At 41.9% G+C, this 1,658-nt stretch carries 3 protein-coding genes; 1 reads left to right on the top strand and 2 read right to left on the bottom strand.

Annotated elements, in window-relative coordinates; all coding sequences use genetic code 11:
• On the top strand, window positions 1–281 hold a 281-nt coding region (locus ACFFAP_RS35125; protein ID WP_375515542.1), incomplete at its 5' end, for a hypothetical protein.
• Here the strand turns inward: ACFFAP_RS35125 and ACFFAP_RS35120 are convergent.
• Both ACFFAP_RS35120 and ACFFAP_RS35115 read right to left on the bottom strand, forming a co-directional pair.
• Window positions 239–643 carry a thiol-disulfide oxidoreductase DCC family protein gene (locus ACFFAP_RS35120; protein ID WP_375515541.1) on the bottom strand — a complete coding sequence of 135 codons (405 nt, stop codon included), beginning with the start codon at window positions 641–643 and terminating at the stop codon, window positions 239–241. The two genes, ACFFAP_RS35125 and ACFFAP_RS35120, sit on opposite strands and share 43 nt — an antisense overlap.
• A gap of 132 nt (window positions 644–775) precedes the next feature.
• The gene (locus tag ACFFAP_RS35115; protein ID WP_375515540.1) at window positions 776–1,381 is read right to left on the bottom strand and encodes a Uma2 family endonuclease; all 606 of its coding nucleotides are present in this window, start codon (window positions 1,379–1,381) and stop codon (window positions 776–778) included.
• Window positions 1,382–1,658 lie beyond the last annotated feature (277 nt).

Raw genomic sequence — 1,658 nt, 5'->3', positions numbered from 1 at the left:
GGGCTGGGGGCTGGGGGAGAAAGATGCTGGAATTCACTACCAGTCAGGGGTTACGAGCTAATAAATGTATTTATGCTCAAGGTAAAAATATTTATTTTGAGCGGAAAGTGGGACGAGAAATAATGCGTATTTGTCTCAAAGCCAATACATTTCCCTGCTCCGGTTCGGCTGAGGCTCACAGCGAAGCCAGCAAGAACTGCTTCCTGCCTCAGACTGGCAATACCCTCACCTGTACTACCTACGGCTTGCAGCTACCATCCACACAGTATGCCGATTCATAAGTATTAGAACGCTTTCCAAATATGGTGTAGCGATTATCGCGGATTTGTTCGTAAAAGCGATCGCCTGCCCATTTCATCCCCGGTAAGGCTCGATAAGTGTCTACAAATATACTTCCGACTGGCAATAACCGCCCAATTTCTTCTGCTGCATTACTACCTTGCCAACGTCTTTGAGGTTCATTAGCATCAATTAAAATCATCCCCTGTTCACAATCTTGGGCTGTAATTCCCCACCGTAAAAGTGTTTGCTCATCTTGCATAGGACTGTAGCGAAACAGCTTTCCTTGGTCTAAGGTTTCTAGCAATTGCACTAGGCTAACGCAGAGATTACAATTTCCGTCGTAGATTACGTAGTAATTCATAAAAATAACTGCTATGAAGGCAATTGAGTTGTGGGATGTGTCTAAACGCAACTTTGGTATTCTAGCTTAGAAAAAAGCCGCAAATCAGCAATCATTACTTCAACCACTTGCTTTTTCATACTGTGGCGATCGTCAAATGTGCATAATGTTATCAAGTTTAAGTTGTAAATTCGGCAAGAGATAAGAGTAAATAGTATCTCCTAACCGATATTGTTGTTGCTGGTACACACCGTTAACTAACTGACAAACAGTGAATGTGGGTTGTTTGGGATTGCCAATAAATTGCAAACCACCTAAGCCACGAAAGTCTACAATCCAATATTCTGGGATATTAAGAAAAGCGTATTCTTCTACTTTCCTGGCATAATCATCTTGCCAGTTAGTACTCACAACTTCAGCAACAAGTTTGATTGTACTACCGTTACAAATAATCGGTTCTTTTTGCCAGAGCGGTTCTTTATTAAGTTCTGCTTTATCTAAAACAATTACATCAGGACGCAGCGCTGTGGCTTCAGCAGCAGGTGGTTTAATCAAACAAGTTTTTGGAATTAGCCAATTGAAATTAGAATTAAAAATTTCGACATAGATTCTACCAGCAATACTACCTGCAACAGCTTCATGTGGCCCTGTAGGTTCCATGTCTCTTAGTTGTCCATCGATTAATTCGTAGCGTGTATTGTCCCCATATTGGGTTATAAATTCCTCGAAGGTAAGTAGTTTGGGCGAGGTGTAGGTCATAAGTCTTGTTTTGACTTGGACTTTGCTTATTGTAGCGACTGCCATTGCAAAGTACAGGAAGGAATAAGAGTTTTAGAGAATTATTGCGTAAATCCAGCTTCCATCTCAATTAACAAGGCAGTTGTCGCATTAACAATGCAAGCCGATGCATTCACAATGCAAGCGATCGCATTCACAAGGCGACCGTTGCATTCATAATGCAAGCGATCGCATTCACAATGCAAGCGATCGCATTCACAAGGCGGCCGTTGCATTCATAATGCAAGCGATCGCATTC

The sequence above is a fragment of the uncultured Nostoc sp. genome (assembly GCF_964245575.1).
Taxonomy (GTDB): Bacteria; Cyanobacteriota; Cyanobacteriia; order Cyanobacteriales; family Nostocaceae; genus Nostoc.
The sequence above is the reverse complement of the archived record's forward strand: the minus strand, read 5'-3'. Positions and strand labels throughout refer to the sequence as shown.

Bases quoted from the DNA above. Each gene is read 5' to 3' on its own strand.
- ACFFAP_RS35120 (WP_375515541.1), bottom strand. From the start codon at position 643: ATGAATTACTACGTAATCTACGACGGAAATTGTAATCTCTGCGTTAGC.
- ACFFAP_RS35115 (WP_375515540.1), bottom strand. From the start codon at position 1,381: ATGACCTACACCTCGCCCAAACTACTTACCTTCGAGGAATTTATAACC.